This is a genomic window from Thermoanaerobacter mathranii subsp. mathranii str. A3, from assembly GCF_000092965.1.
GTDB classification, from domain to species: Bacteria; Bacillota; Thermoanaerobacteria; order Thermoanaerobacterales; family Thermoanaerobacteraceae; genus Thermoanaerobacter; species Thermoanaerobacter thermocopriae.
On record NC_014209.1, the window covers coordinates 1783983 to 1801833 of the forward strand.

Below are 17851 nucleotides of genomic sequence, written 5' to 3' on the forward strand. Positions count from 1 at the left end.
CCTCTACCTCCTAAAAATTTATAATTGTTTAAAAGCAGGTGTATCGGCCTTTGCATCTAACAATGTTTTAAGTTCTTCATCTAATTTTAACATTGTTATAGAAAATCCACTCATTTCAAGAGAAGTCATAAATTCTCCTACATATGTTTTGTAAACTTTGATCTTTTTATCCTCTAAAATTTCTGCTACTTTCCTGTTCGCAACATAAAGTTCCATTAAAGGAGTTGCACCAAGCCCGTTTATCATAACAGCAACCTCGTCATTTTCTTTATAAGGCAGGTCATTTATTATTTTCTCCATTAAATGTTCTACTATTTCATCCGCAGGTTTTATTTTCTCTCTGTGAGTTCCAGGCTCTCCATGTATTCCTATACCAATCTCTATCTCATCTTCTGCAAGAGTAAAGCTAGGTTTCCCTGCTGCTGGAACAGTACATGGTGTTAGTGCCATTCCCATTGACCTTACATTTGCAATTACTTTCTCAGCCACTCTTTTTACTTCTTGCAAGCTAGCTCCTTCTTGTGCCTTTGCTCCAGCAATTTTATGAACAAATACAGTTCCAGCAATACCACGCCTACCTTGAGTCCAAGTGCTATTTTCTACTGCAACATCATCGTTCACTATCACTTCATCTACTTCCATTCCATCCATCTGTGCCATTTCTCTAGCCATTTCAAAATTCATTACGTCGCCTGTGTAGTTTTTAATAATCAATAATACTCCTTTCCCTCCATCCACTGCCTTAATCGCTTCATAAATTTGGTCAGGTGTAGGTGAAGTAAAGACAGCACCAGGGCAAGCCGCATCCAACATTCCATAGCCCACATATCCTGCATGAGCAGGCTCATGGCCACTGCCGCCACCACTTACAAGTCCAACTTTTCCTTCTACAGGTGCATCTTTTCTGACAATTACATCTATGTTGTCAAGTTTTCTCAGGTAAGATGGGTGAGCAGCCAATAATCCCCCTATCATTTCTTTCACGACATCATTAGGATTATTAATCAACTTTTTCATAATTTACCTCCTTCCAATTTACTTTTGCCAATTTTTAAATGCAATTTATATGCCAAATAAATGTAGCAAACAGGTATAGCTTGTTGACAAAGTAAAAAATTTTTAAAATAGGATATTTTGCATCGTCACTCCGATGTTCCAAAGCGACAAAACTAAACTCGACCTTCGGGTTCCGGCAGGGTACCGGGCACATTCGACATCCTTGTCTTAGTGCCCGCCTCCGCCATCCGTGGCTACAGCCCTGCCTCCACCCTCGGTTTTGTTAAGTTTTGTTGCCGCTTTGTCACAAGTCGCACCGATTGCAAAATATCCTATTTACGAAAGTTTGTCTACAGTCTGAAATAGCCTTCAAAGGCTATTTTGGTAAAAAGTATCAGCCAATTAATCCTTTTGGAATTATCTATCAACAAGTCCAAATTTCCTTGCTTTTGCAGCAATAGTTTTATGGGTAAGTCCTAAAACTTTTCCTGCTTTATTAAAACTTTTATACCTTTGTAGCGCAGCTTTTATTATTTTGCGCTCATATTCTTCCATTGTAAGTAGCTCGTTGTTTTCTCCAAGATAAATAATATCATCATCTGAGATAACAGCACTTTCATTTCGAATATAATGAGGTAAGTCCTTATAATCGATGTAATCATTATCACTCAATGTTATACATCTTTCAATTATATTTTCTAATTCTCGTATATTCCCAGGCCAATCATAATATATCAATGCTTGCATAGCTTTTCTAGTAACCTTTTTTACATTTTTATTTAATTTTTTGTTAAGCTTTTCTATAAAATGTTCCACAAGAAGAGGAATATCTTCTCTTCTTTCTCTTAATGGAGGCAAAATCACAGGTATAACGTTTAATCTATAGTATAAATCTTCTCTAAAAGTCCCCTCTTTTATTGCCTTCTCTAAATCTTTATTTGTCGCAGCAATTATCCTCACATCCACCTTTATAGTTTTTATTCCTCCTACTCTTTCAAATTCTTTTTCCTGAATCACTCTTAAAAGTTTTATCTGAATCTCAGGGGGAATATCTCCTATTTCATCAAGAAAAATCGTTCCCCCATCGGCTAATTCGAATTTTCCTATTTTTTGCGTTACAGCTCCGGTAAAAGCTCCCCTTTCATGTCCAAAAAGCTCACTCTCCAATAGGGTCACAGGAATAGCCGCACAATTTACCCTTATAAACGGTTTATCCTTCCTTTTACTGGCATAATGTATCGCATTAGCCACCAGCTCTTTCCCCGTTCCGCTTTCTCCTCTTATGAGGACCGTTGAATCAGTTTCTGCAGCTTTAGAAGCGATTGTGAGAGCATCTTTTAATTTCCCGCTATTACCTATTATTATGTCAAAGGCTTTATCAAGCTTTCTATTTCTTTTTAACTCATTTTCCAAATATTCTATCTGAGGAAAGTCATAAAATACTATAACGGCACCTTCTATTTTTTTATCCGTACAAATAGGTGTTATATTTGTTAACACCACATTTGTGCCTATTTTTAGTTTTTTGTTCATCTCTTCTTTGCCAGTTTTTAACACATCAGCAATTTTTATATCCTGTACCACTTCTTGTATTTTTTTACCTATAGCTTGGTCCATATTAATCCCTGTAATACTTTCAGCTGCTTTGTTAAAAATCATTATTGCCCCATTTTCATCAGTAACTATAAGTCCTGAACCAATGGAATTAAATATTTTCTCATAGGCTATTGAGGTATTTTTTAAAAGTTCATAAGTAGTCTTTTCTTCCTTTTCTTTCCCTAATTCATTGTAAAAAAAGCCTTTAAACTCTTTTATAGCATTCTCCACATTGGCACCTTCTACCACTACTTCTATTTCTTCACCGCGAGAAGCAAAAAAAGTCACCATTGACAGCATACTGTTAGCAGGAATTAATCTACTATCATTTATCTTCCTTAAAAATATGCTTACATTGTTTTGTCTGCTTATGTGACTAACCTTTTGAACAATATGGGCAGCAATCTGAGAATGGATACTCACAGGAGTTCTTAATATTTCCCTTCTTCCCTCCATTTTATCACCACACAAAAACTTATTTTACATAAAGGTTTCTTGTAGCAATTATGTCAACCCCCGTACCCAAAATGTTCTTCACCACTACATCTCCTATTTTTACAGGAGCTTTAACCTCTACCTTGGCCAATTCAAGCATTATTTCTGGTATCTTTTCTTTTGGAACAGGCTCTTTTGTCCTAACAGATAAGAGTGGAAGATGTCCCCCTATCGCTCTCACACTTGTCGTAATAGTCCTTTTAGGCATAATAACTTCATTTTTAGCATATTCTAATCCTCTAGAACAAGAATATCCTTTTACGCTTTTTATCTCCCCTCCTTCCATTTCAACTTGTATTCTACAGCCCAAGGGGCAAACTATACATGTAATTTCTTTTAATCCCATTTTATCCCTCCTCAACTAAAAAGACAATACCTTCTTCCAGATTTGAATTTTTTAGTATGTCTTTACTTAAATTTACATCAATCATTTCACCAGGGGTTAATCGCTGCCTTTTTTGTCTTAGTAAATATTTGTCTCCTGACTTTACTGCTAATGTAGCATTAGTATAAACGCTAACAGGTCTCATTCTGAATTTTATCCTCTTTTCTATGTTATCTACATTTATCTTTTGTGGAACAACATAACGTATACCATTACCAGCCTTTACGTTGATACTACTTTTTCCAAATTCACCTTCTCGAATAAATCGTATTGCTGAATTAGCTGCCAATCTCGCTTCTGCAGTAACATTGTCAACTAAGTCGTGAACTTGAAGGACATTGCCACAAGCAAAAATTCCAGGAACACTTGTTTCTAACATTTCATTTACAATAGGTCCTCCTGTTATAGGGTCTAGCTCTACACCAGCTTGTTTTGAAAGTTCATTCTCCGGTATTAACCCCACAGATAGTATTAATGTATCGCAACTTATATACTGTGCAGTATCCATAATTGGCTCTCTATTTTCATCAACTTTGGCAATTGTAACTCCTTCCACCCTGTCTTTACCATGAATTTCAATGACAGTATGACTTAAAAGAAGAGGAATATTAAAATCTTCTAAACACTGAACGATGTTCCTTGTAAGTCCACTAGAGTAAGGCATGAGTTCTACAACTGCTTTGACTTTTGCACCCTCTAGTGTAAACCTTCTTGCCATAATAAGCCCCACATCGCCGGAACCCAATATCACTATTTCTTTTCCTGGAAGATATCCTTCCATATTTACATACCTCTGAGCAGTACCTGCTGTAAGAATACCTGCTGGGCGAGTACCAGGTATCATAATAGCACCCCTTGGTCTTTCTCTGCATCCCATAGCAAGAATTATGGCTCCAGCTTTTATTTGAAACACACCATCTCTAGAGTTGACTGCTTTTACTATTCTCTCAGGAGTTATTTCCAAAACCATAGTTTCTAGCATCACATTTATGCCATATTCTTCTACTTTATCAATGAATCTTTGTGCATACTCTGGTCCTGTCAATTCTTCTTTAAATTCCTGAAGTCCAAAGCCATTGTGTATGCACTGTTGTAAAATACCCCCGAGGTATTTATCTTTTTCAATTATGACTATATTTTTTACACCCTTTTCATAGGCTTCTACAGCAGCACCTAACCCTGCAGGGCCACCACCTATTATGACTATGTCGTAATTAAGCATTTTCATACACCTCTTTCTTTAAAACCTCTGCCGTTTTTTCTAACAAAAATTTTTTTGTCTCTGCGGCTAAAATATTCGAATTTCTTCCATGCTTTGTAACCTCAAGGGGAGAAATATTAAGTTCTCTTGCTAATATTTCAACAACTCTCGGACCGCAAAAACTTCCCTGGCATCTTCCCATTCCAGCTCTTACACGCCTTTTAACACCATCTAAAGATTTTGCACCTACAGGTCTTCTTATCGCATCTATTATCTCTCCTTCTGTTACTGTCTCACATCTGCATATTATTCTTCCATAAGCAGGATTTTCTTTTATAAGCTTGTTTCTTTCTTCGTCTGAAAGTTCAGTAAATCTTATAACTGGTTTCCTTTTTGGATTAAAATCTACTTTCTCAATCAACTTAAGCCCGGTATCTCTAAGTATATCCCTTATCATTTCGGCAATAGCAGGTGCTGCAGTAAAACCAGGAGATTCTATTCCAGCAGCATTTATAAATCCCTTCACATCAGATTCTCCAATTATAAAGTCTTTGTCTTCCGTATCAGGAGTCGCTCTAAGTCCTGTAAACTGAGTGATAGTCTTTCTGACATCAAATTTATCCACACTTCTTTTTGCAACTGTAATTGCTTTATTAAGCCCTTCTCTGGTAGTTGCTTTAAATTCTTTATCCTGTATGTCTTCTGAAGTAGGTCCAATAAGTAGATTTCCATCAACTGTAGGAGAAACTAATATTCCTTTACCCATTTTAGTTGGAACCTGGAATATTACTGTCCTTGCAAGATATCCTTGGTCTTTATCTAATATCAAATATTCTCCTTTTCTAGGATGCACAGAAAATGGCTTCGCACCTACCATGTTATTTATGACATCTGAATAAAGTCCTGCAGCATTGACAACATATTTACTGTAAAATTCTTTTTTGTGAGTTTTTACTATGAAGAAATCCCCATTTTTTTTGATATCAATTACTTCTGAATTAAAAACAAATTCTGCTCCATTTTGTGCAGCATTTTCTGCCACTGCAATAGTATATCCATAAGGGCATATTATTCCTGCTGTTTTTGCATACAAAGCAGCAATGACTGTATCGTTTATATAAGGTTCTACCTCTTTGACCATATCTTTAGTAATTATAGACAATTCCTTAACTCCATTTTTTATTCCTCTATTAAACAATTCATAGAGCTCTTTTACCTCTTCTTCAGAAAAAGCCACAACTAAAGAACCTGTTCTCTTTATTGGAACATCCAAATCTTTGCACAACTCATCGTACATTTCATTTCCTCTGACATTTAGCTTAGCTTTTAAAGTACCAGGTACAGGGTCATAACCCGCATGTAGTATTGCGCTATTAGCTTTAGAAGCCCCTTCTGAAGCCACATCTTCACCTTTTTCTACAACTAATATTTTTAATTTGTATTTTGAAAGTTCTCTCGCAATTGAACAACCAACCACTCCAGCACCTATTATTAAAACATCGTACATTTCTTTCATAGTCATTAAAACCTCCTTAAAAGATAAAAAACCATATATAACCGATCCTATCGGCTATATATGGTTCTCCAAATCTCCACCATACTTATTATTTATTTTTTCTCCCTTTAATAAGATATATTCTACAAATCTTTTAAAATTCCTGCTACTTTTTATCAATTTTTTATTTTATTCTTCAGCCCATTTCATAGCCCTTTCTACAGCCTTTTTCCAACCTTTATACAGTTTTTCTCTCTTTTCATTATCCATAGCAGGTTCAAAATGCTTATCAACATTCCAATTCTTTTCTATTTCTTCTCTGCTGTTCCAGAATCCTACTGCCAATCCTGCAAGATAAGAAGCACCTAAAGCAGTAGTTTCAATTACTTGAGGCCTGTCAACCGGAACGCCTAAAATGTCAGATTGGAATTGCATCAAGAAGTTATTAGCACTTGCTCCACCGTCAACTTTTAAAGCTTGTAATCTGATTCCCGAATCCTCTTGCATAGCCTCTAATACATCTCTTGTCTGATAAGCAATGGATTCCAGTGTTGCCCTTATTATATGTTCCCTTTTTGCTCCCCTTGTAAGTCCTACAATCGTACCCCTTGCATACATATCCCAATAAGGTGCTCCAAGTCCTACAAAAGCAGGAACAACATATACACCGTTTGTGTCTTCAACTTTCAGCGCATATTCTTCACTTTGCGGTGAATTGTCAATTATTCTAAGTTCGTCTCTCAACCACTGTATCGCAGCACCTGCTATAAATATACTACCCTCTAAGGCATATTCTACTTTTCCATCAATTCCCCAAGCGATTGTAGTGAGAAGTCCAGTATTGGAAGGTACAGCCTTTTCCCCTGTATTCATAAGCATAAAGCAGCCTGTTCCATAGGTGTTTTTTGCCATCCCAGGTTTAAAACAAGCTTGACCAAACAAAGCTGCCTGCTGGTCTCCCGCATCTCCGGCAATAGGTATCTCTACTCCAAATATACTTTTATCAGTATAGCCATATACATAACTGGAAGGCTTAACTTCCGGAAGCATTTGCTCTGGTATGTTAAGTTCAGCCAATATCTCTTTATCCCATTTAAGCTCATGTATGTTAAAGATCATCGTCCTTGAAGCATTGGAATAGTCGGTTACGTGTACCTTACCTCTTGTCAAATTCCAAATAAGCCATGTATCAATATTTCCAAAAAGCAATTCTCCTTTTTCTGCTTTTTCTCTTGCTCCTTCAACATTATCCAAAATCCATTTTATTTTAGTACCAGAAAAATATGCATCTACTACAAGTCCGGTTTTTTCTCTAATTTTCTTGTCAAAACCTTTATTTTTTAGTTCATCGCATATAGGAGCAGTCCTCCTGCATTGCCATACTATTGCATTGTAAATAGGTTTTCCTGTATTTTTATCCCACACAACAGTTGTCTCTCTCTGATTTGTAATGCCAATAGCTGCAATATCCTCCGGATTAATACCCGCTTTTTCTATAACACCTTTTGCAACACCTATTTGTGTACCCCATATCTCCATTGGATCATGTTCTACCCAACCTGCCTTAGGATAAATTTGCTTAAATTCTTGATTTTGTGAAGCCACAATTTTCCCACTATGGTCAAAAATTATCGCACGGGAACTTGTTGTCCCCTGGTCAAAAGCCATAATGTACTTTGCCATCTCTTTTCCCCCTCATAATTTTTGTTATATTTGTCGGCGAGAGAAAAACTCTCGCCGATTTAAGCTCTTTCACTAATGTATATTCACAATAAGTTGGTAAACTATGGCTCCAAGTATTCCTCCGACTATCGGCCCAAATATTGGAACTATTAAGCCGTATCCCCAATCAGAATCCCCTTTACCTGGAATAGGAAGAACAGCATGAGCTAGTCTCGGGCCGAAGTCTCTCGCCGGATTAATTGCATAACCTGTAGGTCCACCTAAGCTTAAACCTATCGCCCATACGAGAAGTCCTACTAAAAGCGCTTCCATTCCTCCAACAGAGTTATTGCTATTAGTAATTCCAAGTATTCCTATTAAAAGCATGGCAGTACCAAATACCTCTGTCATAAAATTCTTGCTTAAATTTCTTATAGCTGGAATTGTTGAGAAAACTCCCAATTTGCTATCAGGATCATCAGTTGCAGCAAAATGATCCATGTACATCAAATAAACAATTATGGCTCCCACAAAAGCTCCCAAAACTTGTGCTATAATGTAGCCTGGCACTAAACTCCATGGAAAGTTCCCTATCGTTGCTAAACCAAGAGTCACAGCTGGATTTATGTGAGCACCACTTATCCATCCAACTACATAAACAGCTACCATTACTGCAAATCCCCATCCCGCTGTGATTACAATCCAGCCGCTATTTTGCCCTTTAGATTTATTCAAGACAACGTTTGCAACCACGCCATCACCTAACCAAATAAGTATCATAGTACCAAAAAATTCAGCAACATATTTTGCAAGGTCACTCATAAAATATCCCTCCATAATTCCAAATTTCAAATCGTTTAACTTTTAAAATAATTATGCAATATGTTAAAACTATCCCTCCTTTCATTCTATAAACCACAGACTTTTTTCGCTTGTTGATACAGCAATGGCGCCAGATTTAAGTGCATTTATAACCTCCTCTTTTGTCCTGACTAAACCTCCCGCAATGAGAGGTTTTCGCACTTCTAATGAAATTTCTTTTATTACTGATGGCATTATACCAGGAAGTATCTCGATTGAATCTGGTTCTATTTGCTTTGCTGTAGTAAGCCCTGTTTTTAATGCCTGGGAATCCAAAAGGAAAAGCCTCTGGATGCTAAAGAAATTGAATTGTTTAGTATGGATTAAGATATTATTGCGGGTAGAAATTATACCATGGGGTTTCACCTTCTCAGCTAAATATTCTAGTGCTTTGTTATCCTTCCCCAACCCCTCTATCAAATCAAAATGTACAAAAACGATTTTTCCGTATTTTTTAACCTCTTGAACTATTTCAGAAATATTCATTATATCGCCTGTAAGTAAAAATATGACTTGTGCATTTGAAGAAAGAGCTGCATTTAAATCCTTTACATCTCGTACTGCAGCTATTATTGGAAAATCTTTTATTGCATCAAGAATTTTTTCTTCCATTTTTATAACCCCCACCTATTTCTCTTGCAAGTAATATGCCAAAAACCTTTTCAGTAAAATAAATAAAAAAAATAACTATTTGGTACTAAATATCAAAGGCCAATTTTAAATATGATAATTAGTACCAAAATGTTATTTAATTAACATTCTCTTTGTATCTTGATTTTTGTTGCTACAAAAAAACCCTGCAATCGAAATTTTCAAGTTGGTATACTATGAATATTTCTAAACTTACTGAGAAAAAGTATAAATTTTATTTTTGCGATATAGAAAAAGCTATATCGAAAAACCTATTTTACATCTTTGATGGTATATCGTCTAAAGTCTTGAATTCGTATCCTTCAGATTTAACGCTCTTAATTATTCTATCAAGAGCAATAACATTGTCCTTTGAAACTGCATGAAGAAGTATTACCGCCCCTGGATGAAGTCTTCTTATAACAGTATTATAGCTTTCTTCTGGACCTCCAGGAAGTGGCTGCCAATCAGCCATAGCAAGGCTCCAAAAAACAGTCCTGTATCCTAAAGACTTAGTAAGATAAAGAGTCCTTTCACTATATTCTCCTTTGGGAGGTCTAAAATATTTCATCTTTTTCCCCGTTAGCTCTTTAAACATATCCCCCAATTTAGTTATTTCCTCTTTTACTTTTTCATCAGACAAAGTAGGCAAACTTGGATGATTGACAGTGTGATTGCCAACTATATGTCCTTCCTCCACCATTCTTTTAACCAAATCAGCATGTTCCTTTACATAAGGTCCAGTTACAAAAAAAGCTGCTTTTACATTGTTTTCTTTGAGTATATCTAGTATCTTAGGAGTATAACCAGCTTCATATCCTTCATCAAAAGTCAAATAAACTACCTTTTTTGTCGTGTCACCTACAAAAATAGCGTCGTATTTTTTTATAAGCTCCATCGCCTTAGGAGTTATTTCTGGAGTTTGATGATTTGGCAACACTCTTACTCCCCAACCATATAAAGTGTTGTCCAAATTTTCTGTGTTAGTATAAACCGTCTTGTTAACTGTATTAGATACTTTTTCTTTAGGTTTCTCTAAAGGCTTTTGTAAAGCTTCATTTCTTTCTGCTTTTGTAATGTCTTTTTTAGCTATTCCACAAGAGACAATCGAAAAGCACAGAAAAATTCCTATTAAGATAAAGAATAATTTTCTTACCATAGCCATACCTCACTTCAATTTTTCTATATTTCTTTTTTATTTTTTCTCTATATAAACGCAATATTCTGTATTTATTTGGAAGTATTTTTGTATATTTCGCAAACAGTTTCTTTACAGGGGCAAAATTTACATAAAGCATACGAAGGATTTACTTCAGGCAAATAATTACCTTCTTGCATTTTTTTCATTTGCTTTAATATATTAAAAAGCTCTCTTCTTAGCGATCGTCTATTATACACTTCAAACATTGAATTTTTATAAACTACTCGCCCTCTTTTTACCCTTTTTTGGTATACATCTTCTATTATCAAAAAATACGCAACTAGCTGCATAACATCTTTATAATAAGGTGAATCCTCTGCTTGACTGCTTTTTAATTCTATTGGTATCAATTCTTCTCCTAATTGGTAAATATAATCTGGTTTTCCCGATAAACCATATTTATCTGATTTTAATAATTTTCCATATATTACTCCTTTTTTCTTCACTTCTTGCGGCTTATCTATGTATATTATTTTGCCACCTCGAAATCCTATGCTTCTTTTCATTTTTTTATAATAAGGCCTTTGTTCGATAATTGACTGAACAAGTAAATATATGGTGAAAAATAAAAAAATTATATTGAGAATCATTTTAAAACCCTCATAATTGCAATTATTAATAAAATAGCTATAATTCCAAAAATAATTGCATATTTTTTATATCGCACTTTCACAATATCCTTGTAATATTTTTCATGATATTCTATCCCTTTCTTAAAGTTACTAAATTGCAAGTCTTGCTCTTTTGGTTCTCTCAAACCATTGATATATTCAAATCCATATTTTTTTATATAATACCACTGATAAGGGCAATAAAGAAATTGATTTATCTCTGTAGCGGAAATATATTTACCCTCTTTTTTCATAATAAAACACCTTCAAGAGAAATTTTTCATGCCCTTATTATACCATATAAAAAAACGGGGGTAAAACCCGCTTCAAACTGTAGTCATCTCGTAAACTTTAAACAAAATTTTACTTTTGTACAATACTTTTAATTTCTTTTTCATACAGTGAAAATAGCTCTTCAGCTCTTTCTTTTGTAGGAGCTTCTATATAAATATTACAAGCAGGTAATTCATAATCTGGAACTACTAACACCCATGAATCTTCTTTATTAAATTTTAAGCCATCTAAAAACTCCGTTCCTCCATCGGCTTTTTCAAAAAGCCTTCTTATTATTTTCCCTTTATCTTTCCAATCGCATCTTATACTTTTGGATATTCTATATCTTAACGGAAAACTGTCTTTAATAGAGGACAGTTTTTTAGAAGTATGTTGTAAATATTCTAAAAGGTCTAGTAAAAAACTAAAACCGTCAAATTCCAAATTAATCTGTAAGTCTTTTTCTACACCTTCCTTCGACACTATTGTTTTCATTCTTTCTTTATGAGAAATTTTACTGCTTACAGTATCAATAGAAAACTCCTTTGCAAATTCTGTCAAGTATTTGGAACTATCGAAAGGAAGCACAAAACTTTTGGCTCCTTGCTCTTTCGCGATTAACATTCTTAAGTAATTGAGTTCATCCTCATCAAATTCCCTTCCTTTTTCATCATAGAGCTTAATTTTTTCCCCATTTTTATAAAAAAGTACCCCTATGTCATAAGGTTCTTGCACTATTAAGAACTCATTTTTACCTACTGTTTCTAATAGCAGTTCTGTCTTTTTATCGTAAGGTTTAATTTTAAAACTTTTATAAGCAGTTTTTCTTTCAAAAAGAGAGTTAATATAATCGTTATTTATATCAACTTCTCTTATAGGTTTTAAGTCTCTCCCATCCACGCGATTAATATCATGTACTCTCAACTTGTTCTCTATTTTCTTTTCTAAATTTCTATCAATATCACATCCATCTTTATCGAGAAACAAAATCCTTAAGCTCCCTCCTTCTTCCTCTACATATATTCCTCCTCCACACTCATTTTTCTTAATTCCATATCTTAAAGTGGGTAAAAGAGTATTATTGGCTTTTAATACCTCACAACCACCAGACACAAGTCCGAAACTTATTAAATCGCTTATAAACTGAGATACAACATCCCCATCATGTCCTACCAACACACTGCTATTTATTATATTTCCAAAAACCTCTCCAATTTCAACTGCAATCTGGGAAGTAATGTCTTCATTGAAAGCCCCTTTAATTCCCCTATATCCAAAAGTCAAAGGCTTCCTTCCATTCCCCCACACTACATCTTTTGTGATCACAGAGCCTTCGTCTATTATTTTATAGGGCCATATTTTTACCTCTGGCTTTATTTCAGCAAAGGGTTTTATTTTGCACCCCTCTCCTATTACACTATTCTCAAAAATTCTGACATTATTGCCAATTCTCACCCTATTGCAAATTACACAACCCCTTAATTCGCAATTTTTATCTATAATTATTTCATCCCATAATACGGCATTTTTTAAACTGCTCCCTTGTTTTATATGGTTATTTTTACCAATTATTGCGCTAGGCCCTACAACAGCATTAGCTTCAATTATTGTATTGTCACCCACAATCACAGGGGGAATTATTTTAGCCTCAGGAGAAATTATAACATTTTTACCTATTACTTTTCCCTCTTTCAATAACTTATCTTTATATCCTAAATCTACTCTTCCTTCTAAAATATCCAAATGACTAGTAATGTATTGATTAGTATTTCCAATGTCACACCAATATCCTCCTGTAACATAACCATAAAGAGGAATATCGTTTTTCAATAACATAGGAAATAAATCTTTACTAAAATCAAAAGGCTTATCTTGAGGTATAAACTCCAATATTTCTGGTTCGATTATGTATATACCCGTATTTACTGTATCGCTAAACACTTCTCCCCAAGAAGGTTTCTCTAAAAATTTTTTTATTTTGCCTTGCTCATCCACAATCACAACACCGTATTCTAGCGGCACATCTACCCGTGTCAAAATGAGAGTAACTTTTGCCCCTCTCTTTCTGTGAAACTCATAAGCTTCTTTTATATTAACATCAGTAATTACATCTCCACTCATAACAATAAAAGTATCATTTAGAAAGTCTCTAGCATTTTTGACACTGCCTGCCGTCCCTAACGGTTTATCCTCTATATAAAATTTTATCTCATTACCATATTCTTCTTCTAAATATTTTTTAATCTTTTGCGGCAAGTAAAAAAGAGTAACAGCTAATTCTTTAATTCCATATTTGTGTAAGTGCTCCACTATGTGTTTTATCGCAGGTTTATTTGCAACAGGTACCATAGGTTTAGGTATATCGGTTGTTAAAGGCCTTAACCTACTTCCTTCTCCACCCGCCATGATTATCCCTTTCATCCAACCACCCCTAAAAAATATTATTAGCCTCTAGTTGTTAGTGTTTTTATTTAATGAAAAATTATTCATTTTACGACATTATCCACATAAAATTGAAATAAGAAAGGGACTTTGCGGGGGAGTAAAAATGGTAATCTCCTTAACATACTTTGTAGCAGGAATAGGAGTTTTTATTTGGGGAATATTTACTTTAACAAAAGGATTAAAGGCCTTCTCACAGCAGAAAATTTCCCAAATTATTAACAAATTTGCAAGCAACCTATTAAAATCAATAATAATAGGTTTTGTAATAACATTAATTGTTCAAAGCAGTAGCATGGTAGCTGTAATAGCAATAACAATGGCAGGAGCAGAACTTTTAAATCTTAAAAGCGCAGCAGGTATAATCATAGGTTCTAACATTGGAACTACTATTGCGGTGCAACTTTACGCCTTTAATCTGTTTAAAATAGCTCCTTACTTAGTTTTTATAGGTTCTCTATTGCATTTCCAAAATTATGGAGACAAACTAAAAATTGTAGGAAGAGTCTTGCTTGGATTTGGATTGGTGCTTTATGGACTTAAAACAATGGAGCTGGCTACCATACCTCTTAAAAAAAATTCTAACTTTGATCTTATAAACGCTAATTTTTCAAATCCGTTGTGGGGAATTGTTGTGGGAATAATCACGGCGTTAATTCTCCAATCAAGTAATGTAGGTATTGCAACACTGCAGGTTTTGGTATCCTCCCAACTAATAACCTTATCTCAAGCATTGCCAATAATATATGGCTTAAATATTGGAACTTGTTCAGAAGCCATAATCTTGAGTTTTTCTACTAACAAAGAAGGGAAAAAAATAGCTCTCTTTAATATTTTTTTTAACATAGTGGGCACTATACTTTTTTTACCTTTTACAAATTTTTTCACAGAGTTTTTGAAATTCGTTTCCCCTTATAATCCTTCAAGGCAGGTAGCAAACGCCCACACATTTTTTAATCTTTTTTCTGCAGTTTTAATAGTTCCTTTTCTTAAACAACTTTTTGCTTTGATAGACAAACTAGTAAATAAATAAAAAATTCAATTAATAATAGGAATCTTATTAATAAAGTTATTTTTAAGGTGGTAACATTGCAAAAAAGATTAGAACCTCTATTTTTTTGCTTAGAAATCGAGGCAAATATTTTGTTGTGGTAAAATCATACTATGAAGAAAAAATAAAAAGGGGGAAGGATGAATATGTTTGTAGATTTTCACTGTGATACTCTTTATCGTTTAGTGGATAAAAAAATAGATTTCACTGAAAGGTCAAAAGAAGGTCATGTGGATTTACAAAGGATGAAAGAAGGCAAAGTTCACCTACAGGTTTTTGCTGTATTTGTAGACCCAACACAGACGAGGAAAAATGCTGCTACAATGGCTTTAAAGATGGTTGACAAAATGCATAAAATAATCGAAGAAATAGAAGAATTTAGATTAATATTAAAAGGAGAGGATATAGAGAAAGCAAAAGAAGAAGGAAAAATTGGAGCATTGCTTTCTATAGAAGGCGGTGAAGCTTTAGAAGGTGAAACTTCTCTTCTTAGGATGTTTTACAAATTAGGGGTAAGAGCTCTGACTTTAACTTGGAGTTTAAGAAACGATTTAGGAGACGGAGTAGACGGTGTTAAAGAAGCAGGGCTTACCTCTTTTGGCAGAGAAGTTGTAAAAGAAATGAATCGCCTAGGAATGATTGTAGATGTGTCTCATCTTAATGAAAAAGGATTTTGGGATGTAGTAGAACTTAGTGAGAAACCAATTATAGCTTCTCATTCTAATGCTAAAGCCCTATGTTCCCACAGAAGAAACTTGACAGATGAGCAAATAAAAGCAATAGCTCAAAAAGGTGGTGTAATTGGAATAAATTTTGCTCCACAATTTTTAAGAGATGAAGGTCAAGCTACATTAGAAGATGTTTTAAATCATATAGATTATATATGCGAATTAGTAGGGGAAGATTATGTAGGATTTGGTTCTGACTTTGACGGAATTGAGAGTACCCCTGAAGGATTAAAGGACATATCCTATTTCCCCGCAATTTTAGAAGGACTAATAAAAAGAGGATACACCCAAGAACAGATTGCTAAAATTACTCACAAAAATTTTGAAAATCTTATCAAAAAAATTCTAATATAAAAACAAAAAGAGCCCTGGAATACTCCACGGGCTTGCATATGTTAAAGGGGGAGTCATTGTTTTGACCAAGTATACATTATACAGTCCTTTTTCAAAAAAATCAAGACCTTATAAAAAATTTTTTTGATAAGAGAGCTTATCCTATATTTATAACCAAATTTTAAAAGTAAAATATCGTTAATTTTAAAATTTGTATTAAATTTTTACTAAGCTAAACTATGAAGAATGCATAGTGTAAAATTATCGTAGGATTTTTTGAGTAAAAAAAAACAAGAGACAACCCCTGTGATAAAATAGATTATGGAAAACAAAACAACACAGAAAGGGGTGTCTCTTGTGAACAAACATATCTTTGAAGATATTATACTACAAAATGCTCTAAATTTCACTAGAGAAGTGATAGAAATTTTTAGTGATTTATTAAACAAAGGAATGAATATTACAGAGCTTGCAGCAAGGATAAAGGAACTAACGGACAAACTAGGTAGAGAGGCAATAGAAGCAATTATTGAAGAGTTAGATAAGATAATAAAAGAAGACAAGAGAAGGAAAGAAAAATGGGTAGTAGAGAGGAAAGATAAAAAGAGATTAACCACAATCCTTGGGGATATAGAATATGAGAGGACATATTACAAATCCAGAGAGGATGGAAGATATACATATTTGGTGGATGATGCATTAGAGATAGGGCGGCACGATAGGATAGAAAAAGGTGTAAAAATAAAGTTAGTAGAGAACGCAATAGAAGAATCATATGAAAGAAGCAGTAAAAAAGCATGTCCAGAGGAGTTAAGTAAACAGACAGTATTAAACGCAATAAGGGAAATAGGAGAAGTAGAAGTAAAAAGAGAAATAAAAGAGAAGAAAGAAGTAAGGGTATTATACATAGAAGCAGATGAAGACCATGTGCCCTTTGCAAGATGGCAGCAATGAAACACCGCGATTGATATACATACATGAAGGTAAAGAAGAGAAAAATGGTAGAAATGTACTAAGAAATGTGCATTACAAGGCATACGTAGGAGAGAAAGCAGAAGACATATGGATAGATGTAGCAAATTACATAGAAGAAAACTACAAAGAAGAGAAGATAGAGAAGATATACATAGCAGGAGATGGAGCACCGTGGATAAAAGAGGGATTAGAATGGATAGTAAAATCAAGGTTTGTGTTAGACAGATATCATTTAAACAAATACGTATTAAAAGCCACATCAAAAGAGCCAAAGTATAGAGATAAGATATGGAGAGCAATAAATGAAGGGGATAAAGAAGGAGTAAAGAAGGTATTTAATGAATTAATAAAGGTAACAAAGGAAGAGAGGGAGAAAGAGAAGATAAAAGAAGCAAGGAAATACATACTAAACAATTGGGAAGGGATAGAGATATACAACAAAGACAAAGATGTAATAGGGTGCAGTGCAGAAGGGCATATAAGCCATGTATTTTCAGTAAGACTAAGCAGGAATCCATTGGGATGGAGTAGAGAAGGATTAAAGTTAATGGCGAAATTAAGGGTATTCAGCAAGAATGGAGGAGACTTAAGAGAAGTAGAATGGGGTAAGAGAAAGAATATAAATGAAGGAAGTTACAAATTAACGAAGAAGCAAATAAAAGAGGCGGTAAGAAGAATTAAAACGTCTACAAATGAAAAGATAAATAATATTACGGTTTTGAATATAGGCAAAGTAACGCCAATATACAGGATTTTAAGAGCAATAAAATATGCACAAGTCATATAAAAAACATGATAAGACGAAGCCCTGAATTAAGTAAGTTACAGGGGTTGTCTTAAAAAAATCCTACAGTATCTTGACACTATCTGAAGAATGATTTGTTATTGAATATAGTATACAAAAAATTTATAATAG

General features: G+C 34.3%; 14 protein-coding genes and 1 pseudogene. 3 read left to right on the plus strand and 12 right to left on the minus strand.

Annotated features, from left to right (window positions below; translation table 11 throughout):
• Positions 1–18: 18 nt before the first annotated feature.
• The 12 genes from dhaK to TMATH_RS08935 all read right to left on the minus strand — a co-directional run bounded on the left by dhaK (position 19) and on the right by TMATH_RS08935 (position 13827).
• Positions 19–1017 carry a dihydroxyacetone kinase subunit DhaK gene (gene dhaK, locus TMATH_RS08880; RefSeq protein WP_013150698.1) on the minus strand — a complete coding sequence of 333 codons (999 nt, stop codon included), beginning with the start codon at positions 1015–1017 and terminating at the stop codon, positions 19–21.
• A gap of 396 nt (positions 1018–1413) precedes the next feature.
• A complete protein-coding gene (locus TMATH_RS08885) occupies positions 1414–3048 on the minus strand; it encodes a sigma 54-interacting transcriptional regulator (protein WP_013150699.1) in 1635 nt (544 codons plus the stop codon).
• A 19-nt stretch (positions 3049–3067) separates the two neighbouring features.
• Entirely contained in the window at positions 3068–3433 is a 366-nt protein-coding gene (locus TMATH_RS08890) for a DUF1667 domain-containing protein (protein ID WP_013150700.1), read from the minus strand.
• 1 nt (position 3434) lies between these two features.
• A complete protein-coding gene (locus tag TMATH_RS08895; RefSeq protein WP_013150701.1) occupies positions 3435–4694 on the minus strand; it encodes an NAD(P)/FAD-dependent oxidoreductase in 1260 nt (419 codons plus the stop codon).
• Entirely contained in the window at positions 4687–6189 is a 1503-nt protein-coding gene (locus TMATH_RS08900; RefSeq protein WP_083768305.1) for an NAD(P)/FAD-dependent oxidoreductase, read from the minus strand. Before TMATH_RS08900 ends, TMATH_RS08895 begins: the two co-directional genes overlap by 8 nt.
• A 168-nt stretch (positions 6190–6357) precedes the next feature.
• Positions 6358–7851: a glycerol kinase GlpK gene (gene glpK, locus TMATH_RS08905; protein ID WP_013150703.1), complete on the minus strand. Its 1494-nt coding sequence runs from the start codon at positions 7849–7851 to the stop codon at positions 6358–6360.
• Between the two features lie 72 nt (positions 7852–7923).
• Positions 7924–8652, minus strand: a complete 729-nt coding sequence (locus TMATH_RS08910; RefSeq protein WP_013150704.1) for an MIP/aquaporin family protein — start codon at positions 8650–8652, stop codon at positions 7924–7926.
• A gap of 81 nt (positions 8653–8733) precedes the next feature.
• Positions 8734–9303 carry a glycerol-3-phosphate responsive antiterminator gene (locus tag TMATH_RS08915; RefSeq protein ID WP_013150705.1) on the minus strand — a complete coding sequence of 190 codons (570 nt, stop codon included), beginning with the start codon at positions 9301–9303 and terminating at the stop codon, positions 8734–8736.
• 295 nt (positions 9304–9598) lie between these two features.
• Positions 9599–10480 carry a delta-lactam-biosynthetic de-N-acetylase gene (gene pdaA, locus TMATH_RS08920; RefSeq protein WP_013150706.1) on the minus strand — a complete coding sequence of 294 codons (882 nt, stop codon included), beginning with the start codon at positions 10478–10480 and terminating at the stop codon, positions 9599–9601.
• 71 nt (positions 10481–10551) lie between these two features.
• A complete protein-coding gene (cas4, locus tag TMATH_RS08925; protein WP_013150707.1) occupies positions 10552–11112 on the minus strand; it encodes a CRISPR-associated protein Cas4 in 561 nt (186 codons plus the stop codon).
• Positions 11109–11387 carry a hypothetical protein gene (locus tag TMATH_RS08930; RefSeq protein ID WP_012269050.1) on the minus strand — a complete coding sequence of 93 codons (279 nt, stop codon included), beginning with the start codon at positions 11385–11387 and terminating at the stop codon, positions 11109–11111. Before TMATH_RS08930 ends, cas4 begins: the two co-directional genes overlap by 4 nt.
• A 109-nt stretch (positions 11388–11496) precedes the next feature.
• The gene (locus tag TMATH_RS08935) at positions 11497–13827 is read right to left on the minus strand and encodes a sugar phosphate nucleotidyltransferase (RefSeq protein ID WP_013150708.1); all 2331 of its coding nucleotides are present in this window, start codon (positions 13825–13827) and stop codon (positions 11497–11499) included.
• Positions 13828–13954: 127 nt separating this feature from the next.
• Between TMATH_RS08935 and TMATH_RS08940 the strand changes: the two genes are divergently transcribed.
• From TMATH_RS08940 to TMATH_RS08950, 3 genes and pseudogenes are all read left to right on the plus strand, one after another.
• Positions 13955–14881, plus strand: coding sequence for a Na/Pi cotransporter family protein (locus tag TMATH_RS08940; protein ID WP_013150709.1), 927 nt, complete (start codon positions 13955–13957; stop codon positions 14879–14881).
• A gap of 164 nt (positions 14882–15045) precedes the next feature.
• The gene (locus tag TMATH_RS08945) at positions 15046–15981 is read left to right on the plus strand and encodes a dipeptidase (protein WP_013150710.1); all 936 of its coding nucleotides are present in this window, start codon (positions 15046–15048) and stop codon (positions 15979–15981) included.
• A gap of 336 nt (positions 15982–16317) precedes the next feature.
• Positions 16318–17722, plus strand: a pseudogene (locus TMATH_RS08950) (ISLre2 family transposase).
• Positions 17723–17851: the final 129 nt, after the last annotated feature.